This window comes from Burkholderia sp. SIMBA_062 (assembly GCF_046534765.1).
Taxonomy (GTDB): domain Bacteria; phylum Pseudomonadota; class Gammaproteobacteria; order Burkholderiales; family Burkholderiaceae; genus Burkholderia; species Burkholderia ambifaria.
Genome location: NZ_JAWRYD010000452.1, coordinates 1 through 252, shown reverse-complemented (window position 1 = coordinate 252; position 252 = coordinate 1). Strand labels below are relative to the sequence as shown.

Genomic DNA, 252 nt, shown 5'->3' with positions numbered 1-252 from the left:
CTCGGTGGCCTCGCTCTCGACGTCCACGTCGACCGGTCTGTCGTCGGCCACGAGCTCGATCAGTTCGCTGTCCACGTCGACCTCAACCGGTATCAGCTCGTTGTCCACGGGTCTCAGTTCGACCGATAGCTCGGTCGCGTCGCTCTCGACCTCGACGTCGACGGGGTTGTCGTCGGCGACGAGCTCGATCACATCGCTGTCCCCCTCGACTTCGACCGGCATCAGCTCGCTGTCCACCGGTTTGAGCACGAC

The 252-nt window shown here is 64.3% G+C and carries 1 protein-coding gene; it reads right to left on the bottom strand.

The annotated features are described in order from the left end of the window. Window positions 1-252: hypothetical protein (locus SB786_RS37030; RefSeq protein WP_410731687.1), on the bottom strand; the 252-nt coding region annotated here is incomplete at both ends.